Annotated in this window: 21 protein-coding genes; 12 read left to right on the top strand and 9 right to left on the bottom strand. The window is 62.3% G+C overall.

Features of this window, described 5'->3' with window-relative positions; translation table 11 throughout:
- Positions 1–101: 101 nt before the first annotated feature.
- Both D906_RS25515 and D906_RS25510 read right to left on the bottom strand, forming a co-directional pair.
- Positions 102–824, bottom strand: a complete 723-nt coding sequence (locus D906_RS25515; protein ID WP_016714108.1) for a UDP-2,3-diacylglucosamine diphosphatase — start codon at positions 822–824, stop codon at positions 102–104.
- Positions 821–1321, bottom strand: coding sequence for a peptidylprolyl isomerase (locus D906_RS25510; RefSeq protein ID WP_016714107.1), 501 nt, complete (start codon positions 1319–1321; stop codon positions 821–823). Before D906_RS25510 ends, D906_RS25515 begins: the two co-directional genes overlap by 4 nt.
- A gap of 248 nt (positions 1322–1569) precedes the next feature.
- Here D906_RS25510 and D906_RS25505 point away from each other — a divergent pair, with 248 nt between their 5' ends.
- Together D906_RS25505 and cysS are read left to right on the top strand one after the other, a co-directional pair.
- Entirely contained in the window at positions 1570–3273 is a 1704-nt protein-coding gene (locus D906_RS25505) for a glutamine--tRNA ligase/YqeY domain fusion protein (protein ID WP_016714106.1), read from the top strand.
- Positions 3274–3282: 9 nt separating this feature from the next.
- Positions 3283–4665 (top strand): cysteine--tRNA ligase, encoded by a 1383-nt coding sequence (cysS, locus tag D906_RS25500; RefSeq protein ID WP_027615818.1) that lies wholly within the window; start codon positions 3283–3285, stop codon positions 4663–4665.
- A gap of 34 nt (positions 4666–4699) precedes the next feature.
- Here cysS and D906_RS25495 read toward each other — a convergent pair whose 3' ends face one another.
- The 3 genes from D906_RS25495 to csiR all read right to left on the bottom strand — a co-directional run bounded on the left by D906_RS25495 (position 4700) and on the right by csiR (position 7519).
- Entirely contained in the window at positions 4700–6091 is a 1392-nt protein-coding gene (locus D906_RS25495) for a HAMP domain-containing sensor histidine kinase (RefSeq protein ID WP_019097042.1), read from the bottom strand.
- Entirely contained in the window at positions 6069–6749 is a 681-nt protein-coding gene (locus tag D906_RS25490) for a response regulator transcription factor (protein ID WP_016714103.1), read from the bottom strand. The genes D906_RS25495 and D906_RS25490 overlap by 23 nt, the downstream gene beginning before the upstream one ends.
- A gap of 74 nt (positions 6750–6823) precedes the next feature.
- Positions 6824–7519, bottom strand: a complete 696-nt coding sequence (gene csiR / locus D906_RS25485) for a DNA-binding transcriptional regulator CsiR (RefSeq protein ID WP_012272506.1) — start codon at positions 7517–7519, stop codon at positions 6824–6826.
- Between the two features lie 194 nt (positions 7520–7713).
- Between csiR and glaH the strand changes: the two genes are divergently transcribed.
- The 6 genes from glaH (at position 7714) to proP (ending at position 15419) form a co-directional block, all read left to right on the top strand.
- The gene (gene glaH, locus D906_RS25480) at positions 7714–8691 is read left to right on the top strand and encodes a glutarate dioxygenase GlaH (protein WP_016714102.1); all 978 of its coding nucleotides are present in this window, start codon (positions 7714–7716) and stop codon (positions 8689–8691) included.
- Between the two features lie 114 nt (positions 8692–8805).
- On the top strand, positions 8806–10056 hold the full coding sequence (lhgO, locus tag D906_RS25475; RefSeq protein ID WP_016714101.1) for an L-2-hydroxyglutarate oxidase: 1251 nt from the start codon (positions 8806–8808) through the stop codon (positions 10054–10056).
- 152 nt (positions 10057–10208) lie between these two features.
- The gene (gene gabP, locus D906_RS25470) at positions 10209–11600 is read left to right on the top strand and encodes a GABA permease (protein WP_019097041.1); all 1392 of its coding nucleotides are present in this window, start codon (positions 10209–10211) and stop codon (positions 11598–11600) included.
- A gap of 87 nt (positions 11601–11687) precedes the next feature.
- Entirely contained in the window at positions 11688–12581 is an 894-nt protein-coding gene (locus tag D906_RS25465) for a PA4780 family RIO1-like protein kinase (protein WP_025754847.1), read from the top strand.
- 174 nt (positions 12582–12755) lie between these two features.
- Positions 12756–13730 carry a porphobilinogen synthase gene (gene hemB / locus D906_RS25460; RefSeq protein WP_013972900.1) on the top strand — a complete coding sequence of 325 codons (975 nt, stop codon included), beginning with the start codon at positions 12756–12758 and terminating at the stop codon, positions 13728–13730.
- Positions 13731–13916: 186 nt separating this feature from the next.
- Positions 13917–15419, top strand: coding sequence for a glycine betaine/L-proline transporter ProP (proP, locus tag D906_RS25455; protein WP_019097039.1), 1503 nt, complete (start codon positions 13917–13919; stop codon positions 15417–15419).
- On the opposite strand, the gene D906_RS25450 is transcribed toward proP, so the two are convergent.
- The 4 genes from D906_RS25450 to D906_RS25435 all read right to left on the bottom strand — a co-directional run bounded on the left by D906_RS25450 (position 15420) and on the right by D906_RS25435 (position 19928).
- On the bottom strand, positions 15420–16121 hold the full coding sequence (locus D906_RS25450; protein ID WP_016714097.1) for a YoaK family protein: 702 nt from the start codon (positions 16119–16121) through the stop codon (positions 15420–15422).
- A gap of 9 nt (positions 16122–16130) precedes the next feature.
- Positions 16131–16760: a riboflavin synthase gene (locus D906_RS25445; RefSeq protein ID WP_019097130.1), complete on the bottom strand. Its 630-nt coding sequence runs from the start codon at positions 16758–16760 to the stop codon at positions 16131–16133.
- A gap of 83 nt (positions 16761–16843) precedes the next feature.
- Positions 16844–18910, bottom strand: a complete 2067-nt coding sequence (treS, locus tag D906_RS25440) for a maltose alpha-D-glucosyltransferase (protein ID WP_027615817.1) — start codon at positions 18908–18910, stop codon at positions 16844–16846.
- Between the two features lie 100 nt (positions 18911–19010).
- Positions 19011–19928, bottom strand: a complete 918-nt coding sequence (locus tag D906_RS25435) for a LysR family transcriptional regulator (protein ID WP_027615816.1) — start codon at positions 19926–19928, stop codon at positions 19011–19013.
- 120 nt (positions 19929–20048) lie between these two features.
- On the opposite strand from D906_RS25435, the gene D906_RS25430 reads away from it, so the two are divergent.
- The 4 genes from D906_RS25430 to icmH all read left to right on the top strand — a co-directional run.
- Positions 20049–20807 (top strand): 5-oxoprolinase subunit PxpA, encoded by a 759-nt coding sequence (locus D906_RS25430; RefSeq protein ID WP_019097133.1) that lies wholly within the window; start codon positions 20049–20051, stop codon positions 20805–20807.
- Positions 20808–20896: 89 nt separating this feature from the next.
- Positions 20897–21784 carry an allophanate hydrolase subunit 1 gene (locus D906_RS25425; RefSeq protein ID WP_019097134.1) on the top strand — a complete coding sequence of 296 codons (888 nt, stop codon included), beginning with the start codon at positions 20897–20899 and terminating at the stop codon, positions 21782–21784.
- Positions 21781–22758: a biotin-dependent carboxyltransferase family protein gene (locus D906_RS25420; RefSeq protein WP_019097135.1), complete on the top strand. Its 978-nt coding sequence runs from the start codon at positions 21781–21783 to the stop codon at positions 22756–22758. Before D906_RS25425 ends, D906_RS25420 begins: the two co-directional genes overlap by 4 nt.
- A 114-nt stretch (positions 22759–22872) precedes the next feature.
- Positions 22873–23736, top strand: an 864-nt coding sequence (gene icmH / locus D906_RS25415; protein ID WP_033694760.1) for a type IVB secretion system protein IcmH/DotU, incomplete at its 3' end; no start/stop codon positions are given.

The raw sequence follows: 23736 nt of genomic DNA, 5'->3' as shown, positions 1-23736 counted from the left end.
ATGCCGCCTCTTCGCGGGTAAACCCGCTCCTACAGGATTTACGCGTCCGTTGTAGGAGCGGGTTTACCCGCGAAAGGGCCGGCCCGGGCAACCCTGCAATCTCAGGAAAACTCGAAAGGCGCCAGCTGAAACCCTTGCTCGTCCACCTGCAAGGCCCAGCCCCGGCGGTCCCAGTCCCCCAGCACGATACGCCGTGCCGGCTCCCCATCGACCACCAGCTTGTGTATCGCCGGCCGGTGGGTATGGCCATGCACCAGCGTGCGCACGCCATGTTCCGCCATCACCTTGGGCACTTCCTCCGGCGTGACGTCGACAATCTCGGTAGACTTCATCCGCGTTTGCGTGCGGCTTTCGCTGCGCAGCTTGCGCGCCAGCTTGTAGCGGGCCGACAGCGGCAGGTGACGCAAGATCCACAAACTCAACGGATTGCGCAGTAACCGGCGCATCTTCATGTAGCCCAGGTCGCGGGTGCACAGGGTGTCGCCATGCATCAGCAGCACCTGTTCGCCGCCCAGTTCGATCACGCTGGGGTCACTCAACAGCGTGCAGCCAGCAGCGTCGCAAAAGGCCTGGCCAATCAGGAAGTCACGATTGCCGTGCATCAGGTAGATGGCCGTGCCGCTGTCGCTCAGCCGGCGCATGGCCTGGCAGATCGACTGCTGGAAGGGCGTCATGGCATCGTCGCCAATCCACGCTTCGAAAAAATCACCCAGGATGTACAGCGCCTTGGCGTGGCGGGCGCGGCCATCGAGCAGATCAAGAAACGCCCGGGAAATATCCGGGCGTTCTTCTTGCAAATGCAGATCGGAGATCAGCAGGATCACTCAATGATCTCGGCTTTCTCGATAATCACGTCGTCTTTCGGAACGTCCTGGTGGCCAGCTTTGGAGCCGGTGGCGACCTTTTCGATGGCGTCGACGATTTCACGGCCTTCGATCACTTCGCCGAACACGGCGTAGCCCCAGCCCTGCACGTTCTTGCCGCTGTGGTTGAGGAAGTCGTTGTCGGACGAGTTGATGAAGAACTGCGCCGAGGCGGAGTGCGGCTCCATGGTACGGGCCATGGCGATGCTGTACTTCTTGTTCTTCAGGCCGTTGTCGGCTTCGTTCTGGATGGTGGCGCGGGTTTTTTTCTGGCTCATGTTGGTGTCGAAGCCGCCACCCTGGATCATGAAGCCCTTGATCACGCGGTGGAACACGGTGCCATTGTAGTGGCCGTCCTTGACGTACTGAACGAAGTTTTCGGTGGTCTGCGGCGCTTTCTCGGCGTCCAGTTGCAGGACGATGTCGCCGTGGTTGGTGCTCAGTTTGACTTTGGACATGCTGAAACTCGCTTTTTCAAGGCAATCAGAAATTAGGGTGCGCAGGGCGCGGGTTATTACCTGACGCAGGATCAGGTGATCGCGACACATGGCGCGCACTGGCCATTTTGCCAGGCTGCGGCAAAAAGCCGTGATAAATCACGCCAGTTTGTCCGGGCCCGACTGTCAGCAGCTTGACTGCTTCGGCTATGATAGGCCCTTTGATTCAATCGGCCTACCCAGGCCGGACACGTGCATTCAAGGATCCTATGAGCAAGCCCACTGCCGACAACGCGCCCAACGCCGCTGCCAAAGGCGCCCCCGCTGTCCCTGCGAACTTCCTGCGGCCGATCATCCAGGCCGACCTGGACTCGGGCAAGCACAGCAGCATCGTCACCCGTTTCCCGCCGGAGCCTAACGGCTACCTGCACATCGGCCACGCCAAGTCGATTTGTGTCAACTTCGGCCTGGCCAAGGAATTCGGCGGTGTCTGCCACTTGCGCTTCGACGACACCAACCCGGCCAAGGAAGACCAGGAGTACATCGACGCCATCCAGAGTGATGTGAAGTGGCTGGGCTTCGATTGGGCGGGCGACGTGCGCTACGCCTCCGACTACTTCGACCAGTTGCACGACTGGGCAGTCGAGCTGATCAAGCAGGGCAAGGCTTACGTTTGCGACCTTACCCCCGAGCAAGCCAAGGAGTACCGTGGCAACCTCAAGGAGCCGGGCAAGAACAGCCCGTTCCGCGAGCGCAGCGTGGAAGACAACCTCGACCTGTTCGCCCGCATGAAGGCTGGCGAGTTCAAGGACGGTGAGCGCGTGTTGCGGGCCAAGATCGACATGGCCTCGCCAAACATGAACCTGCGCGACCCGATCCTGTACCGCATTCGCCATGCCCACCACCACCAGACCGGTGACAAGTGGTGCATCTACCCCAACTACGACTTTACCCACGGCCAGTCGGATGCCATCGAGGGCATTACCCACTCGATCTGCACCCTGGAGTTCGAAGGGCATCGTCCGCTGTACGACTGGTTCCTCGACAACCTGCCGGTGCCGGCGCACCCGCGTCAGTACGAATTCAGCCGCCTGAACCTGAACTACACCATCACGTCCAAGCGCAAGCTGAAGCAGCTGGTTGACGAGAAGCACGTCGACGCCTGGGACGACCCGCGCATGTCGACCCTGTCCGGCTTCCGTCGCCGTGGCTACACCCCGGCTTCGATCCGCAACTTCTGCGAAATGATCGGCACCAACCGTTCCGACGGCGTGGTCGACATGTCGATGCTCGAATTCAGCATCCGTGACGACCTCGACCGCACCGCGCCGCGCGCCATGTGCGTGCTGCGCCCACTGAAAGTGGTCATCACCAACTACCCGGAAGGCCAGGTCGAGCAGCTTGAACTGCCGCGCCACCCGAAAGAAGACATGGGCATGCGCGTACTGCCGTTCTCCCGTGAGCTGTACATCGATCGCGACGACTTCATGGAAGAGCCGCCGAAGGGCTACAAGCGCCTGGAGCCGGCCGGCGAAGTGCGCCTGCGTGGCAGCTACGTGATCCGCGCCGACGAGGCCATCAAGGACGCCGACGGCAACATCGTCGAGCTGCGCTGCTCGTACGACCCCGACACCCTGGGCAAGAACCCTGAAGGCCGCAAGGTCAAGGGCGTGATCCACTGGGTGCCGGCCGAAGGCAGCGTCGAGTGCGAAGTGCGCCTCTACGACCGTCTGTTCCGCTCGCCGAACCCGGAAAAGACCGAGGAGGGCGGCAGCTTCCTGGACAACATCAACCCGGATTCGCTGCAAGTGCTCAGCGGCTGCCGTGCCGAGCCTTCGCTGGCCAAGGCCCAGCCCGAGGACCGCTTCCAGTTCGAGCGCGAAGGCTACTTCTGCGCCGACCTGAAAGACAGCCAGCCGGGCCGCCCGGTGTTCAACCGCACTGTCACCCTGCGTGACTCCTGGGGCAGCTGAGGAAACGCCGTGCTTACCATCTACAACACCCTGAGCAAAGCGAAGGAAACCTTCAAGCCGCTGGATGGCAACAAGGTGCGCATGTACGTGTGCGGCATGACCGTGTACGACTACTGCCACCTGGGCCATGGCCGCAGCATGGTGGCCTTCGACCTGGTCACCCGCTGGCTGCGCAAGAGCGGTTACGACCTGACCTACGTGCGCAACATCACCGACATCGATGACAAGATCATCAACCGGGCCAACGAGAACGGCGAAACCTTCGACGCCTTGACCGCCCGCATGATCGATGCGATGCACGAAGACGAGCGTCGCCTGAACATCCTGCCGCCAGACCAGGAACCGCGTGCCACCGACCACATCGCCGGCATGCACGCGATGATCCAGACCCTGATCGACAAGGGTTACGCCTACGCCCCGGGCAATGGCGACGTGTACTACCGCGTCGGCAAGTTCGTCGGTTACGGCAAGCTGTCGCGCAAGAAAATCGAAGACCTGCGCATCGGCGCGCGCATCGAGGTCGACGAAGCCAAGCAAGACCCGCTGGACTTCGTGCTGTGGAAGGGCGTGAAGCCGGGCGAGCCGAGCTGGGAGTCGCCATGGGGCCCGGGCCGTCCGGGCTGGCACATCGAGTGCTCGGTGATGTCCACGTGCTGCCTGGGCGAGAGCTTCGACATTCACGGCGGTGGCAGCGACCTGGAGTTCCCGCACCACGAGAACGAGATTGCCCAGAGCGAAGCGGCCACTGGCAAGCAGTACGCCAACGCCTGGATGCACTGCGGCATGATCCGTATCAATGGCGAGAAGATGTCCAAGTCGTTGAACAACTTCTTCACCATCCGTGACGTGCTGGAAAAGTACCACCCGGAAGTGGTGCGTTACCTGCTGGTGGCCAGCCACTACCGCAGCGCGATCAACTACTCCGAAGACAGCCTACGTGACGCCAAGGGCGCGTTGGAGCGCTTCTATCACGCCCTTCGCGGCTTGCCACGCGTGGCAGCCAAGGGTGGCGAAGCGTTCGTCGAGCGCTTCAGCATGGCGATGAACGACGACTTCGGTACCCCTGAAGCGTGCGCCGTGCTGTTCGACCTGGTGCGTGAGATCAACCGCCTGCGCGACAGCGACCCGCAGGCCGCTGCCGGCCTGGCGGGTCGCCTGCGCGAGCTGGGTGATGTGCTGGGTGTGCTGCAGCTGGAAGCCGATGACTTCCTGCGAGCGGGCGCCGAAGGCAAGGTCGATGCGGCCGAGGTTGAAAGCCTGATTCAGGCGCGCCTACAAGCGCGTGCGGACAAGAACTGGGCCGAATCGGACCGTATTCGCGACCAGCTTACCGCGATGGGTGTGGTGCTGGAGGACAGAAAGGGCACCACTACCTGGCGTCTGGCTGACTGATCGGCGTACTGGGGCCGCAAAGCGGCCCCGGCTTTCACTTGCCAAGCCCCGCAAGCGGGCAGTGCAATACCAATTTCGCCCCACCCAGCTCACTTTCCCCAATCTCCAGCCCGAACCCATGCAGGTCGAGGATCGCCGCAACGATCGACAACCCCAGTCCGAACCCGGCATGGCGATGGCCTTCATCGCTGCGATAGAACCGCTTCAACACCGCAGTACGCTCTTGCTCGGGAATACCCGGCCCGCTGTCCTCGATGGCTAGGTGCACGCCGTTATCGTCCTGTGTCGCGCAAATCCGCACTTGCCCACTTTCGGGCGTGAACTTGATAGCATTGCCCACCAGGTTGGCCAGTGCCTCGAACAGCAGTTCGCGGTCACCGTGCAGAGCCGGCAGCTGCGCGGGCTGGTGCAATTCCAGATGGATACCACCATCTTCGGCCAACGGCAGGTAAAAGTCGTGCAGTTCGACCAGCAAGTCATGCGGGTCCAGCTGAACGAACCCGGCGCGGCGCTGGCGGTCTTCCAGTTCGCTGATGCGTAACAACCCGCGAAAACGTGCCATCAGGGTGTCGGTTTCGCCAATGGCCTGGTCCAGCGCCTCGGCTTGAGCAGAGTCCACATCGCTCTGCTGGCGAATGCGGTACAGCTGGGCGCGCAGGCGAGTCAGAGGGGTGCGCAGGTCATGGGCAATGTTGTCGCACACACCCTTCACCTCATGCATCAACCGCTCGATACGGTCGAGCATGGCGTTGACGATGGCGGCCAGCATGTCCAGTTCGTCGCGCCTGGCCGACAAGGGCAGGCGGTGAGTCAGGTCACCCGCGACGATAAGCTCGGCCTGGGCCTGGATCGCGCGGATACGCTTTAGCGGCCGACGGCGCAACAAATACCAGCCTGCAAAGCCTGGAATCAGCGTCAAGGAGATACCCCAGAGCAGGGCATCGAGAATGATCCGGGTCACCACGAACAGTGAGCCGTTATCGCGGAACAGTACGAGCCAGCGGCCATCTTGCACTTTGATCGCCACTGCATCGCAGCTGTCGCGGGGCAGGTGTGGGTCGTCGGCATCCAGGCAGCGTTTCAACTCATGGATCTTGCCGTCCAGCCTGAGCTCGGGGGGCAGGGTACGCACACTGCCGCCCATCGGGTTGAGCTGGGCGTCAAACAGGCCGTAGGCGTCGAAGCTGCGCTCTTCGAAGGCCTGGCTGGCGATCAGGGCGTCATCCAGCTGCTTGCCGCTCATGTGCGCGAACAGGTGTTGGCGTTGCAGCATGGAGTGGCGGGTAAGTTTGTTCAGGTAGCTGGATACCTCGAAATACAGCACCCCCATGAGGATGCTGCTCCAGGCCACGAACAAAAAGCTGTACAGCGCCAGCAGGCGGCTGGTCGAAGAACTCCAGCCTTTAGACGGGTTCAGCAATGGCATAGCCGGAGCCCCGCACCGTACGGATCAGCGGCGACTGGCCGGGGGAGTCGATTTTCTTGCGCAGGCGGCCGATGTGCACGTCGATCAGGTTGGTGCCTGGGTCGAAGTGGTAGCCCCAGACTTCCTCGAAAATCATCATCCGCGTGATCACCTGGCCGCTGTGGCGCATCAGGTACTCCAGCAGCTTGTACTCGGTGGGCAGCAGGTTAAGGGTGTTGTCTCCGCGGCGCGCCTCGTGGCTGATCAGGTCCAGCTGCAGGTCGGCGACCTGCAGGCGGGTCTGGGTCATGGGCACGCTGTTGCGGCGCAGCAATACCTCGACCCGCGCTGCCATCTCGTCGGAGGCAAACGGCTTGGTCAGGTAGTCGTCACCGCCGGCACGCAGGCCGCGCACCCGCTCATCGACGTCGGAGAGGGCGCTGATCATCAGGATCGGCGTGGCGATCTTGAGGCTGCGCAGGGTGGTAACGATGGTCAGGCCGTCGACCTCGGGCAGCATGCGATCGAGGGTGATCAGGTCGTAGCCGCCGGCGATGGCTTTGGCCAGGCCTTCACGGCCATTGTCGGCCCAATCCACGTCCAGGCCGTGGCTGGTAAGTTCGGCGACGATTTCCTGGCCGGTGACGGCGTCGTCTTCGATGGTCAGTACGCGAGGCATGCTGGTTCCTGGGCATCTAGTAGAGATTTGATTGTGCCAAAGAATAGACAACCGGCGATTTAAGAAAAATTCATCTAGCGTGCGCCGATACCCTCGGCATGCATGATCTGCGCAATGATCGGCACCGGAGTCATCAGGTGCGAGCGCATCATGGCGCTGGCGCGCTTGGCGTCGCGGGCGAGAATCACCTCCACCAGTGCTGCATGCTCCTGGCGCTTGAGCTCCAGCGCCTGTTCGGAAAACACCGTCTGCGTCAGCCACAGGTGGCGATAACGCTCGGCCTGGTCGAACAGGTAGGTGCGCGCCTGCAGCAGGTGCTTGGAACCGCAGCCCGAGGCAATGGCGGTGTGAAACGCCTTGTGCCGTTCGTCCCACACATCCAGGCGCTGTTCGCGGGTTTTTACTTCCACGACCTTGGCCAGTGTATGCGAATGGGCCAGCACTGACGCCTCCCAGGCGTCATCACCGCGCTCGATGGCCAAGGCAATGATCATCGCCTCCAGGTTGGCGCGGGCATCGTAGATGTCGTTCATCTCGTCCAGCGACATGGGCGCCACCCGGTAGCCTTTCTGGCTGATGGCGTTGACCAGGTGTTCGGCCACCAGTTGCGAAAGCGCTTCGCGCAGCGGGCCCACGCCCAGGTCGTAGCGTTCCTTCAGGGCGCTCATCAACAGTTTTTCACCGGGCTTGAATACACCACGGATGATGTCCTTCTTGAGCCTCTCATACCCGCTGAATGCTGAGTTTTGTCGGGGGGCGAGCGCTTCCAAGATCCTGTTCCTCAAAACGTTTTGGCGATCATACCGAAACCGTCTGCGGACGAAAAACAATGGACAATAACGATTAATAGCTATGAAAAATAAAAATGTAGACATTTTGATTGAGTGGCGATATTTTTAGCTCGCCCGCACTGATCCAGGTCATCACTGGATAGCGCCAACCACCTTTTTGCCAGGACACTGCCATGAACGCCTTTACGCAGATCGACGAACTTGTGATGCCGCTGCCGCTCGAACCGCGTGGTTACACCATCGCCCCCTCGAAACAGTCGCCGCGCCTGCTGGAACTGACCTTTGCCCGCGAAACCGTCGAAGCGTTCGTCCAGGCCGTCGCCCAATGGCCAGTGCAGGCGCTGGAGTACAAGTCGTTCCTGCGCTTCCGGGTAGGTGAAATTCTTGATGAGCTGTGTCAGGGCACTTTGCGTCCGGTGCTGCTCAACACCATCCTCGACCGCACGACCGGCGGCATGCTGATCACCCCGATCGGCCTGGATGACGTGAGCCAGGCCGAGGACATGGTCAAGTTCACCACCGCCTGTGCACACCTGATCGGCCGTTCCAACTACGACGCCATGAGTGGGCAGTTCTATGCGCGCTTCGTGGTGGTCAACAGCGACAACTCCGACAGCTACCTGCGCCAGCCGCACCGGGTCATGGAGCTGCACAACGACGGCACCTTCGTGAACCAGATCACCGACTACGTGCTGATGCTGAAGATCGACGAAAAGAACATGGAAGGTGGCAACTCGCTGCTGCTGCACCTGGACGACTGGGAGCAGTGCGAGGAATTCTTCCGCCACCCCATGGCACGCCGCGAAATGCGCTGGACCGCGCCACCCAGCAAAAAGGTTGCCGAGGATGTGTTCCACTCGGTGTTCGACACCGATGGCGAAGGCCGCCCGACCATGCGCTACATTGATCAGTTCGTGCAGCCGGAAAACTACGAGGAAGGTATCTGGCTGAACGCCTTGTCCGACTCGCTGGAAGGCAGCGAGAAGAAGGTGTCGGTACCGGTAGGTGTAGGGAGCTTCCTGCTGATCAACAACCTGTTCTGGCTGCATGGCCGCGACCGCTTCACCCCGCACGAGGGCCTGCGCCGTGAACTGATGCGTCAGCGTGGTTACGTCGCCTTCCCAAAACCGCTGTACCAGCGCGGGCAATAATCAAGGGTGCCGGGCGGGCGCCCGCCCATGCGCTTTTGCAAAAAAACGATGCCACCAAGGCCCGCGCGGGCCTTGGTGAGCCAGCCAGGCAATGCCTGCGTGTGAGGTAAGGCTGTGTACGATTTCATCATTATTGGCGGTGGCATTGTGGGTATGTCCACGGCCATGCACCTGATCAAGGTCTACCCGGACGCGAAGATTCTCCTGCTGGAGAAGGAGTCCGGCCCGGCCCGCCATCAGACCGGCCACAACAGCGGTGTGATTCATGCCGGCGTGTATTACACCCCCGGCAGCCTCAAGGCGCGTTTCTGCCTGGAAGGCAACAAGGCCACCAAGGCCTTCTGCACCCAGCACGGCATCCGCTTCGATGAGTGTGGCAAATTGCTGGTGGCCACCAACGACCTGGAAATGCAGCGCATGAAGGCGCTGTGGGAGCGCACTGCGGCCAATGGCCTGGAGCGCTATTGGCTGTCGGCGGACGAACTGCGCGAGCGCGAGCCCAATATCGTCGGCATGGGTGGCATCTTCGTGCCGTCCAGTGGCATCGTCAATTACGCGCAAGTGACAGCTGCCATGGGGGCTGAGTTTCAGCGTGCCGGTGGTGAAATCCGCTATGGCGCCGAGGTGGTCGGCTTGCAGGAGCAGGCCAGCGAAGTGATCGTACGCACGCAGCGCGACGAGTTCCGCAGCCGTTTCCTGGTAACGTGCTCGGGCCTGATGGCCGACCGCGTGGTGAGCATGCTGGGCCTGCGCACCGAGTTTGTGATTTGCCCGTTCCGTGGCGAGTACTACTTGCTGCCCAAGCAGCATAACCAGATCGTCAACCACCTGATCTACCCGATTCCTGATCCTTCGATGCCGTTCCTGGGCGTGCACCTGACCCGCATGATCGATGGCACCGTCACCGTCGGCCCCAACGCCGTACTGGCGATGAAGCGCGAGGGCTACCGCAAGACGGACGTCAGCCCTGGTGACCTGTTCCAGACCCTGACGACCCCCGGCATTCTCAAGGTACTGGCGAAGAACTTCCGCCCGGGCCTGATCGAGATGAAAAACTCGCTGTTCAAGGGCGGCTACCTCAAGCAGGTGCAGAAGTACTGCCCGAGCATCACCAAAGCCGACCTCACGCCGTACCCGGCCGGCGTACGCGCCCAGGCGGTGTCGCGCGACGGCAAGCTGATCGACGACTTCCTGTTCGTCAACACCGCGCGCAGCGTCAACGTGTGCAATGCGCCGTCGCCGGCCGCCACCTCGGCCATTCCGATCGGCGCCTACATTGTCGAAAAGGTGTGCGAGCAGGTCAGCCTGCAAGGGGGGCACTTCCCCAAGGCTGATCGTGCAGCCAGCCAGCGGGCTGCCAGCTGACACACCCGTAATACGTTTTGCGGTCTCCTCTTACTCAACCCGAACTGCCCTACTCACCATTTGGGGCAGGGCGGGCTTTTTCGCGCCTGCGTCGGTGATCGTGCCAGCCGACGGCCCCTTCGCGGGCATGACAAAAACAACAAGGTAGCGCCATGCAAACCCACAAGAACAATTTGAGTCATGGATTGAAATCACGGCATGTCACCATGCTGTCCATTGCCGGCGTGATCGGTGCAGGCCTGTTTGTCGGCTCTGGCCGTGCCATTGCTGAAGCCGGGCCGGCCACCATCCTGGCCTATATTCTGGCCGGTGGCCTGGTCGTGCTGGTGATGCGCATGCTGGCCGAAATGGCGGTTGCCTCGCCGGATACCGGGTCGTTTTCCACCTATGCCGACCTCGCCATCGGCAAATGGGCCGGCTACACCATCGGTTGGCTGTATTGGTGGTTCTGGGTGCTGATCATCCCGATCGAAGCCAACATCGCCGCCACCATCATCAATTCCTGGGTCCCGCAAATGGAGATCTGGGTATTGTCGCTGGTCATCACGTTGCTGCTGACCGCTACCAACCTGTTCAGCGTGAAGAACTACGGTGAGTTCGAGTTCTGGCTGGCACTGGTCAAGGTGGTGGCTATCGTCAGCTTCATTGCGCTTGGCGTATGCGCTATTTTCGGTTTGTTGCCGGGTTCCGGCGTCAGCGGCGTCTCGCGCCTGTGGGATACCGGCGGTTTCATGCCAAATGGCTTCGGCGCAGTGCTCAGCGCCATGCTGATCACCATGTTCTCGTTCCTCGGCGCCGAGGTGGTGACGATTGCGGCAGCCGAGTCTGACGAGGCGGGCAAGCACATTTCCAAGGCCACCAATTCGGTGATCTGGCGGATCACGCTGTTCTACATCCTGTCGATCTTCATCGTGATTGCACTGGTACCGTGGACCGACCCGCGCCTGGCCACCGAAGGCTCATACGTTACGGTGCTGGATACCCTGGGTGTGCCAAATGCCAAGGCCATCATCGACTTCGTGGTACTGACATCGGTGACCAGCTGCCTTAACTCGTCGTTGTACACCGCCTCACGCATGGTCTATTCGCTGAGCCGTCGCGGTGATGCACCGGCTTGCGCCCAGGTGACCAGCCGCAGCGGCACACCGGTGGTAGCGGTGCTGCTGTCTACCGGCGCTGCGTTCCTGGCGGTGATTGCCAATTACCTGGTGCCGGCCAAGGTGTTCGGCTTCCTCATGGCAAGCTCTGGCGCCATTGCCCTGCTGGTGTACCTGGTGATCGCCGTTTCCCAGCTGCGCCTGCGCCAACGCTTGACTGCACAGGGCAAGACGTTGGGTTACCGCATGTGGCTGTTCCCGTGGCTGACCTGGGGCGTGATCCTGTTCATCAGCGGCGTACTGGTGCTGATGCTGTTCCGGCCGGATCACCGCCTTGAAGTGGTGTCGACCATGGTGCTGGCGGTGCTTGTGGTGTGTTCCGGCCTGCTGGTCACGCGGCGCCGGGCACGCGCAGTGCCGGTGAACAGCGTAGGGCAGGGCGCCTGACACGTCTGGTCTGAAGACAGACGAGCAAGTCGCATCAGGCTGTGAGAGGATGTCCGCCATTGCAGCCAGGACCCCGAACACAGCCTGATGAAGACACCCAAAAGAATCGAACCCCTGATCGAAGACGGCCTGGTCGACGAAGTACTGCGGCCGTTGATGAGTGGCAAGGAGGCCGCCGTGTACGTGGTGCGCTGTGGCAGCCAGGTACGTTGCGCCAAAGTCTATAAAGAAGCCAACAAGCGCAGCTTCCGCCAGGCCGCCGAGTACCAGGAAGGCCGCAAAGTGCGCAACAGCCGTCAGGCCCGGGCCATGGCCAAGGGCAGCAAGTACGGCCGCAAGGAAGCCGAAGACGCTTGGCAGAACGCCGAAGTGGCGGCGTTGTTCCGCCTTGCCAGCGCGGGCGTGAGGGTGCCCAAGCCCTACGACTTCCAGGACGGCGTGCTGTTGATGGAGTTGGTAACCGATGCCGATGGCGACGCCGCACCAAGGTTGAACGACGTGCACCTTGAAGCCGAGGATGCCCGCACGTTCCATGCCTTTGTCATTCGTCAGATCGTGTTGATGCTGTGTGCCGGGCTGGTGCATGGCGACCTGTCGGAGTTCAACGTGTTGCTGGGCCCGGACGGGCCGGTGATTATCGACTTGCCGCAGGCGGTGGATGCGGCGGCCAACAACCATGCCTTCAACATGCTGCAGCGCGATGTTGACAACATGGCCCACTATTTCGGGCGTTTTGCGCCGGAGCTGAAAAGCACCCGGTATGCGCAGGAAATGTGGGCGCTGTACGAGGCCGGTGACTTGCTTCCCGACAGCCCTTTGTCTGGGGTGTTCGAGGATGACGAACATGAAGCTGACGTGACGGGGGTCATGCGCGAGATCGATTCAGCCCGCATGGATGACGCCCGCCGCCGTGCCGCGCGCGCTGAGGCCGAGCATGGGCCGGCCAAGGCAGAAGAGCCGACGCCGCCCTGGCTTCAGTAATAGGTTGCCTGTACCGGCCTCTTCGCGGGCGTGCCCGCGAAGAGGCCGGTACAGGATAACCAGGGCGCAAAACAGCCATTGCTTTTGACGCAAGACAATATCTCGTCATTTGTCCTTTTCACTGGCGCGCCACAGGCATAAGGTATACGCCGTTCAAAATGCCCTGGAGCTGTCATGTCCAACCAATTCCCGTCCGTTCGTCCCCGCCGCCTGCGCCAGAACGAGTCCCTGCGCACGATCTTCCAGGAAACCGAATTCCGCCTGGAAGACCTGATCCTGCCGATCTTTGTCGAAGAGGGCATCGATGACTTCGTGCCGATCACCAGCATGCCCGGTGTCAATCGCATCCCCGAAAAGCTGCTGGCCCAGGAAATCGAGCGCTACGCCCGTGCCGGCATCAAGTCGGTGATGACCTTTGGCGTATCGCACAACCTGGACGCTGTTGGCAGCGACACCTGGAACGAAAACGGCCTGGTTGCGCGCATGTCGCGCATCTGCAAAGACACCGTGCCGGAAATGGTGGTGATGTCCGACACCTGCTTCTGCGAATACACCAGTCACGGCCACTGCGGCGTGCTGCACGACCACGGTGTGGACAACGACGCCACCCTGGCCAATCTGGGCAAGCAGGCGGTCATCGCTGCCGCTGCCGGTGCCGACTTCATCGCCCCGTCGGCGGCAATGGACGGCCAGGTACAGGCTATCCGCAGCGCGCTGGATGGCGCCGGTTTCCATGACACGGCGATCATGGCCTATTCGACCAAGTTCGCCTCGTCGCTGTATGGCCCGTTCCGTGAAGCCGGTGGTACCGCGCTGAAGGGCGACCGCAAGAGCTACCAGATGAACCCGATGAACCGCCGCGAAGCGGTGCGCGAGTCGCTGCTGGATGAGCAGGAAGGGGCAGACGTGCTGATGGTCAAGCCGGCTGGCGCCTACCTGGACGTGATCGCCGACATCCGCGCCGCGTCGCGCCTGCCGCTGGCGGCGTATCAGGTGAGCGGCGAGTACGCGATGATCAAGTTCGGCGGCCTGGCCGGTGCCATCGATGAAGGCCGGGTGGTGCGTGAAAGCATTGGCGCCATCAAGCGTGCCGGTGCCGACCTGATCCTGACCTACTTCGCCATGGACCTGGCCCGCGAAGGTATCTGATTGATAGGGCGCCGCTTTGCGGCGCCTCTGTTCACCTGTGCCCTGAAGCTGTGTAATACCCCTGGGGGAGCGGCTTCAGCCGCGAAGAGGCCAGCAAGCCGATTCACAAAAAATCGGTAAGCGCTGAATTATTTAGTGTCCCGTTGTATCTGAACCCTTAGAGCATTCATCGACAGGGATACGGGCATGAAACCTCGCAAGAAAAGCGTCCAGCCAATCGGCCTCAAGGACATCACCATCGTCGACGACGCCAAGATGAAAAAGGCGATCACTGCGGCGGCACTGGGCAATGCCATGGAGTGGTTCGACTTCGGCGTTTATGGCTTCGTCGCCTACGCATTGGGCAAGGTGTTTTTCCCCAACGCCGACCCCGGCGTGCAGATGATCGCGGCGCTGGCCACCTTCTCGGTGCCGTTCCTGATCCGGCCACTGGGCGGGCTTTTTTTCGGCGCCTTGGGCGACCGCTTCGGCCGGCAGAAAATCCTCGCCGCGACCATCGTGATCATGTCGCTCAGCACCTTCGCTATCGGCCTGATACCGTCCTATGCCAGCATCGGCATCTGGGCGCCGATTCTGTTGCTGCTGGCCAAGATGGCCCAAGGGTTCTCGGTGGGCGGCGAGTACACGGGGGCGTCGATTTTCGTCGCCGAATACGCTCCCGACCGCAAGCGGGGCTTTCTCGGTAGCTGGCTGGACTTCGGCTCCATTGCCGGTTTTGTGCTAGGTGCAGGCGTGGTGGTGCTGATTTCTACCGTTCTCGGCGAGGAAAAGTTTCTGGAGTGGGGCTGGCGCCTGCCGTTCTTCCTGGCCCTGCCGTTGGGAATCATCGGCCTGTACCTGCGCCATGCGCTGGAAGAAACACCCGCGTTCCAGCAGCATGTCGACAAGCTGGAGCAGGGCGACCGCGAAGGGCTGGCCTCCGGGCCCAAGGTGTCGTTCAAGGAAGTGGCCACCCAGCATTGGCGCAGCCTGGTGACGTGCATTGGTGTGGTGATTGCCACCAACGTCACCTACTACATGCTGCTCACCTACATGCCCAGCTACCTGTCGCACAACCTGCATTACAGCGAAGACCACGGCGTGCTGATCATCATCGCGATCATGGTCGGCATGCTGTTCGTGCAACCGATGATCGGCCTGCTCAGCGACAAGTTTGGCCGCCGGCCATTCATCATCGTCGGCAGCGTCGGCCTGTTCGCTTTGGCCATTCCGGCGTTCATGCTGATCAACAGCGGTGAGCTGGCGGTGATTTTCGCCGGGTTGCTGATCATCGCCGTCATGCTCAACTTCTTCATCGGCGTAATGGCCTCGACGCTGCCGGCGATGTTCCCCACGCACATCCGCTACAGCGCTCTGGCCAGTGCCTTCAACATATCGGTACTGATCGCCGGCCTTACCCCGACGCTCACTGCCTGGCTGGTAGAGAGCACCGGCAACCTGTACATGCCGGCTTATTACCTGATGGCGATTGCCGCCGTGGGCCTTGTCACTGGCCTGACCATGAAGGAAACCGCCAACAAGCCGCTGCGCGGTGCGGCACCGGCGGCATCGGACATCGAGGAAGCGCGTGAATTGCTGCAGGAGCACCACGACAACATCGAGCAGAAAATCGAAGACATCGACGCGCAGATCGCCGAGCTGGAAGCGAAACGCAAGGTGCTGGCTCAGCAGCACCCGCGCATCGACTGATCAGCGTGGCATGTAGCCGCGCTGCCAGGCGCGCGGGATGAACCGCGATACCAGGGCCAGCACACACGCCAGCGCGCAGCTGCCGGCCAGTGCCTGCAGGCCCAGGTGTTGTTGCAACCAAGCGCCGAGCGCGGCCCCCGACAGCATGCCGGCCCAAGGCACCAGTTGCACCCGCCAGCCGTTACGCCGCTCGCCCAGCAGCCAGCGCCCCAGGCCACGGCCGAAACGGGACAGGGCGCCAGTAACGTAGGTCAGGCCGATGGGCAGGCCGTTCACCTGTTCGACCACGGCATTGATCATGCCCATCGCCAGTGTGGCGGCCAGTAATGCCGGGAAGGTGGCTGCCAACGGCCACACGGCCGCGAACGCCAGCAGTGCGGCGACCACCAGCAACACGGGCCAGGCCCGGCGGTGAAAGCCGCGCGCCAGCAGTACGCCCAGCGCGTTGCCGGCGACAAAGCCCAATACCGCGCCACTCAGGCGCAGCACCAGGGCCAGGTCGGCTTCACTGATGGCCACCGCCAGGCGCGTGGTGTTGCCGCTCATGAACGACACGAAGTCACCCAGCGCCAGCAGGCCAATGGCATCGGTCATGCCAGCCAGCACCGACAGGGCGGCGACCAGGCCGAGGCCGACACGACCACGCAGGGTTTGCAGCCGCAGCCGCCTGGCCGTGCGCGCGGGAAGGGTATTGGGCAGCATGCGCAGACCTCAGGGCAGCAGTTTTTCGCGGGCCAGGGTGCCTTTGATGGTGCGCTCCACCACGTCGACCAGCACCATGGTCTGGTGATCGACCTCGATATTGAGCAGCTCGCCGGCCTTGTAGCGGGCGAAGGTGGTCTGGCGCAGGGTTTCCGGGATCAGGTTGATGGTGATGACATTGTCGTCGACATCGGCAACGGTCAGGCTGCAGCCGTTGACCCCGATGAAGCCACGCGGGAACACATACTTGCCCCATTCCGGCGGCATGCGAAACGTGATGAATGCACCGGTTTCCTTGATGGACAGCTCGACGATTTCCGCAGTGGTGGCGATGTGGCCGGCCATCAGGTGGCCGCCGACTTCGGCGTTCATTTTTGCCGAGCGTTCGATGTTGACGCCTTGGCCGGCCTTGAAATTGCGTAGGTTGGTACGTTCCAGGGTGGCGTTCATGGCGTCGAACCTGACCTGCGTACCGTGAATTTCGGTGACCGACAGGCAAGTGCCCTCGACACTGACGCTGGCGCCGATCTTCAGTTCGTCGAGCAGTTCCGGGGTGAGGTCGATGGTGAACTGGTTGTGGCCCGGGTAGGTGGTCACATCAAGCAGAGGGCGGACGGCCTGGACGATGCCGGTGTACATGGAGTTGCTCCTGGGCACAAAAAGAAATCACCCGAACGCTATGCCTCTGGTGCTGCAAAATCAAGGTCGGCCTCTGCGCGGGTTTACAAATGCCCGCTGCTGTTGACGATCCGCAGGCACAGTGCCTCGTACGGGTCCAGGTTCACCATCAGGCGCCCATCCTCGGTCAGGTCGCCTTCAACCGTCTCGTTGATCATGTCCACCACCGGCCCCGGCGTGAACCCGGTCAGTTGCAGTTCTTCCGTAATCACGTCCTGGCAGAAGTTCAACGCGCTGATCTGGATACCCCGCCCGGCCGGCAGTTCGTGCACCATCACCAGCAACCCCGGGCTGCTGACTTCAGGCACCAGCACCTGGCGGCTGGTGGCGATGCCATAGGCCTGGCGTACGGCCAGCAGTTTCTTCACCTTGCAGGCAAACGAGTCGCTGTTTTCCAGCTGGCTGTCCAGGCTTCCGTACAGGGCGCGTGCACGGGGCATGCCGCGCACCGATTGCTCGGCCTGCGTGTCCAGCCCGGCCAGGTCGTAACCGCCCCGGTGAATCCAGCGGGTGTCGCCATCGAGCATGCGCTCGGCCACCGCGTCGGCAGGCAAGGGCAGGGCACCGACCAGGTCCCAGCCAGACAACGCGACCACCCCCGGCTGCATGGCGTTGTACATGACCAGTAGCAGGTGCACCTTCTGGATCTGTTCGATTTCTGCCGTGCCGATCTGCTCCAGGTCGCGCAGGCCCAGTGCTGCGGCGATCAGGCTGGCCGTGGTGCAGGCGATGCCGTTGGTGACGAAGCGCAGGTTGTACGGCGCGTGCTCGCCCGATAGTCGTTCGTAAATCTCTTCACGGATGTGTTCGCGCAGGATGCTGCCGGGCAGCGTCTGGCCCTTGTACAGGTACATGTCATGGGCGTGCAGGGTCCAGAAATGCACCAGTTCCACGGTCAGCTCGTCATGGTTTTGCAGGGCATGGATCAGCGAAGCCGGGTCGATGCCGAAGGCGTGCATTTCCTTGAGCATCAGGCGCAGGAATGCAGTGTCGCCGGTCAGCAGTGCATGCTGGTAGGCCGGCCGGGTAATGAAATCGTAGGACAGGTCGGCGCCGCCCTTGGACATCTGTGCGATGTCGTCCAGGGTGAGGTTAAGCTCCTGGAAGCTGAAACCGCCGGCTTTGCGGATCATACCGCCGATCAGCTGATTGCCGACAATCGACAGGGGGTGGCTTTCCGACCAGGCGGTGTCGCTGGCCCGTGTTTCCACGCCGAGAAAGCCGTTGGCGTCCAGGCGCAGGCCACGGGCGCCCAGGCAGTCCAGGGCGTGCAGGGCATCGCCAATGATCATTTGCTGGGCGGCGAAGGTCGGGTCCAGCCAGTTCAGAGACGGCTGGCCTTCCTTGAAATAGTGCAGGTATACCCAGCGCCGCGTCTTGCCGTCCACGCCGGTAACCGGTGGTGTAGCGCTCCAGTCGGTTTCCTTCACTCCTGGCTCGAAGAAGATGACACGTTGCAGTTGGCCGACGATGTAATGGCGGGCCTTGAGCTCATCGCACTGGGCCGGCAGCAGGTTGACCGCGTCACGGCCGGCGGGCACTTGCGGCAACAGCGGCCAGTCTTCCTCGCGTATTTCGACCATGTGGTACAGCCCCGGGTACGGCCCATGTGCCAGTTCTGCCAAGCGGAAGTCAGCACCCTTGCCGGTGTGTGAGGGGATCAGGTCGTCGATGGTCACTGCGTTGTGCGCCGCGGCCATGCGGCTCATCTGGATCAGTTCCTGCTCACTGCCGTACAGAGGGTCGATGTCGAAGCTGATGCGGTCGAAGTTGCCGTCCACGCTGGGGGTGAGTTCGCGACCGCGAATACCGCCGGACAACTTGATCGGACCGGTGTGCAGGCCCTGGATGCCGATATCCGACAAGCGCTTCCACAACGCTTCGTGGGCCAGGGCGCCGAGCACCGAGCAGCCTGGCGGGGCGATGATGGCGTCGGGGTATACCGTCAGCCACACCGAGGCGATTTCGGTGGCGCGGCGGGGCTGGGCTTCGGCGTACGGCTGCTGCCACAACCGGGACTGGCCTGAATACAGGCTGGCGCGCGCTTGGGAGGCCTTGAGCATGGCGCGGTCTTCGAGCCATTTGACGTATGACGGGTCGGGCTGGGTCATTTCGCGTCCTCTTTGCGTGTCGGCACCGGCTCAGGTTATGACGGCATCGTTGCCTGATCGTTCGGCTGGGAGCTGTTTCAGGTGCCGCTGCAGCTGACGATCAACGCCGCGCCGACAACTGCTGCGGCGCCAGAAAAGCATCATGAAAGTAGTTACGCACGGCCTGCATCGCCGGGCTGAACGCTCGCTCCCGGTGCCAGGCCAACCCCACGCTCATCAGCGTAACCGGGTCGCTGATGGTCACTGTCTCGATGCGTTTGCCCTCCAGCGACCAGGGCCGGTGTACCAGGTCTGACAGGATCGCCACGCCACTGCCATTGGCAACCATGCTGCGCACAGCTTCCACCGAACTGGTCCGCACCCGCACGCTTGGGCGCTGCCCGGCGTGTTCCCAGTAGCGCATGGCGCTTTGCTCGGCTTCGTCCACGGTCAGCAGAATGAACGGCTCACAGGCCACGTCGGCCAGGCTTACCGACGAGCGCTCGCACAGCGGATGGTGGCCGGGCAGCCATAGCCGGCGCTCGGAGTTGAACAGCGTCTCGGAGACGATATCGGGGTGGGTGAGGTTGGCGGTGAGCACTACCGCCATGTCGAAACGCCCCTCCAGCAAGCCTTGCTCGATGGCACTGCGCTCTTGCTCGTACAGCTCCAGGGTAACGTCCGGGTGCCAGTGTTCAAGGCGCTGCAGGTGGTGAGGCAGGAAGTATCCAATCACGGTGTAGCTTGCCGCCAGGCGCAGCAGGCCGCTTGCACGCACGTTCGGCAGCGGGCTGTTCAACGCGTCATCGACACTGCGCAGAATCACATAGGCGCGGTTTAGAAAGTGCCGACCAGCCTCGGTCAGGTTCATGCCCTGAGCCGAGCGCTGGAACAGCAGCACGCCAAGCATGGCTTCCAGTTCCTTGATGGCCGTGGTTACCGCCGACTGGGAGATATTCAGGTGGATCGCTGCCTGGGAAATCTGGCCGATTTCGGCGGTTGCGACAAAATAGCGGACCTGGCGCAGGGTCAGTGACACGGTTGGCTCCTGTGGTATCTGATTTTCAGAAGACACCCTATCTGTTTATAGATCTTCCCAAGGGGGTGTGGAGAATCTAACGTGGCTTGCATGCAGTCACAAGCGCCAGGAGAAACAGTCATGCAGGTGGTGGATTTCAACTCGGACATGGGAGAGGGGTTTGGCCCGTGGACCATTGGCGATGGCGTCGACAACGAGCTGATGGGCCATATCAGCACGGCGAACATCGCCACGGGTTTCCATGCCGGCGACCCTGGCACCATGCGCCGCACCGTAGAGCGGGCCAAGGCGTTGGGCGTTGCAGTGGGCGCCCACCCGGGTTTCCGAGACCTGGTGGGCTTTGGCCGCCGGCATATCAATGCCCCGGCCCAGGAGCTGGTCGACGACATGCTTTACCAACTGGGTGCACTGCGAGAAATTGCCCGTGCACAAGGTGTGCGCCTGCAGCACATAAAGCCGCACGGTGCGCTGTACATGCACCTGGCGCGCGACGAAGAAGCCGCGCGCCTGCTGGTGGAAAACCTGCGGGTGATCGAGCCAGAGCTGTTGCTGTACTGCATGCCGGGCTCGGTGATCTGCCGTATTGCCCAGGACCTTGGCCAACCGGTGGTCCGCGAGTTCTACGCCGACCGCGAGTACGACCTGAGCGGCTCTATCGTCTTTACCCGCAATGTGCGTGGCTACGACCCCACGGCGGTTGCAGAGCGGGTACTGCGTGCTTGCCAGCAAGGCGTGGTACGTACGGTAGAAGGCCAGGACCTGGCCATCGCGTTCGACTCCATCTGCCTGCACAGCGATACCCCCGGCGCGCTCGACCTGGTAGAAGCCACGCGCAAGGCGCTGGACGCAGCCGGTATCGTGGTGCGTGCGCCACGTTGAGCCCATGAGGCATCCGGCAGGCACAAGCCGGAGCCCGTATAGGTTGTTTTCGCCTGCCTTTCTATAAAGATTCCAAAAAAGGAACAGTCATGGCCGAATCGCTTGCTACAACCCCGATCCGCTACAGTTTCGGCGCCGACGAGCACCTGTTTGCCGAAGTCAGCGACAGCATGTCGCTGGAAGCCTTCTTCAAGGGCATGGCCGTCACCCGCGCCGTAGAGCGCCTGGCCCTGGAGGGCGTGCTGGACGTGTGCCTGGCCAACGCCTCGTTCCAGATCCGCTTCGACCCGGACCGTATCGCCCCCGATGCACTGCTTGAAGCCGTGCGCGGTGCCGAAGCGCAGGCCGTGGCCGAGCGTTCGTTGCAGACGCGAATCATCGAGATCCCGGTGCTGTACAACGACCCCTGGACCCACGAAACCCTGATGCGCTTTCGTGACCGTCATCAAGACCCGGCCAGCACCGACCTGGAGTACGCGGCACGTATCAATGGCCTGGCCGATGTCGAGGCATTCATCGCCGCGCACAGCGGCGCGCCGTGGTTCGTGTCGATGGTCGGCTTCGTTGCCGGCTTGCCTTTCATGTTCCAGATGGTCGAGCGCGACCGGCAGTTGCAGGTGCCCAAGTACCTGCGCCCGCGTACCGACACACCCAAGCTCACCCTGGGCCATGGCGGCTGTTTCGGCTGCATCTACTCGGTGCGCGGAGCAGGGGGCTACCAGATGTTCGGCGTTACCCCGGCACCGATCTACGACCCGCAGCAGACCTTGAACTACCTGAAAGCGCACATGGTGTTCTTCCGTCCGGGTGACATCGTGCAATTCAAACCCATCGACCGCCGTGCCTATGACCAGGCCGTGGCGGATGTTGAAGAAGGCCGCTTCGACCTGCGCATTCGCCCTGTGGCGTTTTCCCTGGACGCCTTCCTCGCCGACCCGGTCGGCTACCCCAAATCGCTGCAGGAGGTATTGGCATGATCAAGGTCCTCAAACCGGGCTTGGCGACGTCTGTGCAGGACTTGGGGCGCGAAGGCTACTACCACTTGGGTATCCCGCCGTCAGGCGCCCTCGACCAGTACGCCCTGAGTGCGGCCAACCACCTGGTGGGCAACCCGGCCGGCGCCGCAGGCCTGGAGTGCGCGCTGGTGGGGCCGGAACTGGCGTTCCAGCAGGACGCACTGGTGGCCGTATGCGGTGCGCAGATGCCAGCGTTGCTCGATGGCCGCGAGCAGCGCCCGGACACGGCGTTTGCCGTACGTGCCGGGCAAGTGTTGCGTTTCGGCTTTCCCACCGCAGGCGCGCGGGCTTACCTGGCGGTGGCCGGTGGCATCGATGTGCCCGAGGTACTGGGTAGCCGTTCCACCTACGCGTTGGGAGCGTTGGGCGGCTTCCAGGGGCGCAAACTGATGGCGGGCGACCTGCTGCCGGTCGGCATGCCCAGCGGCAAGACCCGCGCGGGTGCAAGCCTGCCCATGGCCCTGCGCCAGGCCTTGGGCGGCGAAGTGGTGTTGCGTGTGGTGCCGGGGCTGTACTTTCACCGCCTTACCGAAGCAGCAGCGCAGAGCTTCTTCACTGAAGCCTGGACCGTCGGCTCCGAAGCGGACCGTATCGGCTATCGCTACAAAGGCGGCAGTGCCTTGAGCTTTCAGCCACGGGAACAACCGTTCGGTGCGGGGTCGGATCCGTCGAACATCGTCGACAGCTGCTACCCGATCGGCTCGATCCAGGTGCCGGCAGGGTTGGAACCGATCATCCTGCACCGCGATGCCGTGTCGGGTGGCGGCTACGCCATGATCGGAACAGTGATCAGCGCCGACCTGGACCTGATCGGCCAGATGCAGCCCAACCAGCAGGCACGGTTCTTGGCGGTGACCTTGGACCAGGCGCTGGAGGCGCGGCGTTCGTACAAGAAGAAGCTGGCTTGCCTGGCCAGGCTCTTCGGAAATGTTTAGAAACTAGACGAAGAGAAGGATCCTACAACCGTTTAGGAAGCCCCAGACTCCTTGAAGAATTGATTCCCCGATAGTGTGCCTGTCTTCAGCCTGCTGGAAGACAAGGACCACTTCATGCCCGGCCCACTCGATATTCCTCCGGTACAACCTGGGGGCGCTGCCGATGCCCGTGATGTAACCGAAAACACCCTGCACGGGATGCTCGATGGCCCGCAGGAAAGCGGTTCGCCTTACCCGGCCGACGAGGGAAGGCGAGCCGATCACCCGGATTACGAAGGTTACCCCGCCGACCCGCAGTTCCAGCTACGTGGCGGCTTCAAAAACCTGATGCTCGATGCGGCAACCCCGCTGTTCGGCCTGGTCATTCGCCTGCGTACGCTGGATGACCTGCCCAACATCGCCTACGTGCACAAGGCCGTGCAAAACCAGGTCAGTAACATCCGCGAAGAAATCCGGCAGCACGGCTACCCCGTTGCCCAGCAGGAAGCCTACTCCTACGCCCTGTGCCTGTTCCTGGACGAGGCCGTCATGAGCCGCCCGTGGGGCAACAATTCGTGCTGGAGCCACGAACCGCTGCTCAGCATCTTCCATGACGAATCCCAGGGCGGTGAAAAAATCTTCGTGCTGCTCGAGCGCGTCATGCAGTCGCCCAAGGAATTCCAGGATGTACTGGAGTTCCTGTACTTCAGCATTTGCCTGGGCCTGCGCGGCAAGCACGCCCTCGACCCCAGGTGCGACGACATCATCAAGGCCCTGATCTCGCGCATGCACAAGGTCATCCGCGAACTGCGCGGCCCCATCCCCGAAGACGTCTGCGACCCCTACGCCAACGTCGTCCATCGCCCCTACCGCGGGCGGCGTTGGGAGTGGCCCTGGTGGAGCCCACTGGTGCTCTCGGCCATCGCCATGGTCTGCGCCTACAGCTACTACAGCTACCGCCTCGACCTGATCACCGCCGAAGTCCTGCAATCGCTCGAC

Origin of the sequence: Pseudomonas sp. LAIL14HWK12:I1 (assembly GCF_003202095.1) — a bacterium.
GTDB classification, from domain to species: domain Bacteria; phylum Pseudomonadota; class Gammaproteobacteria; order Pseudomonadales; family Pseudomonadaceae; genus Aquipseudomonas; species Aquipseudomonas monteilii.
The sequence above is the reverse complement of the archived record's forward strand: the minus strand, read 5'-3'. Positions and strand labels throughout refer to the sequence as shown.